Genomic DNA, 363 nt, shown 5'->3' with positions numbered 1-363 from the left:
CAGATGATCTTCTTCAACAGTTCTCCATCATTTTTATCCAGCCGCTCCTGCCATTTTCCATAGAGCTGCTGCAGAATTTCGGGCGATATCATCCCCATGACACGCCGGATCGTATCATGAGAGGGGATTCCGTTTTTTAGTTCAATATACTTTCGAAGATAATCCTGATAGCTTTCTGCAAACAATGCCATCTCAACCCAGTCATCCGCATTCGCAAGAGTTGCAAACAACACAATGACAAGAATATCCTTCAACGTATGACGAACCTTTGTCTGCTGACGAGTATCTTCAATGTATTCCATCCACTCTAATAATTCCTGCATAAATAACACCCCTTTTTCTTTTATTTTACTAGAAAAGGGG

General features: G+C 41.3%; 1 protein-coding gene. It reads right to left on the bottom strand.

The window, feature by feature from the left end:
- Window positions 1–323, bottom strand: a 323-nt coding sequence (locus tag G5B12_RS17155) for a transposase family protein (protein ID WP_174088986.1), incomplete at its 3' end; no start/stop codon positions are given.
- Window positions 324–363 lie beyond the last annotated feature (40 nt).

This window comes from Blautia sp. MSK.20.85 (genome assembly GCF_013317245.1).
In the GTDB taxonomy this organism is placed as follows: Bacteria; Bacillota; Clostridia; order Lachnospirales; family Lachnospiraceae; genus Blautia_A.
This window is presented reverse-complemented; position numbering and strand designations above follow the sequence as displayed.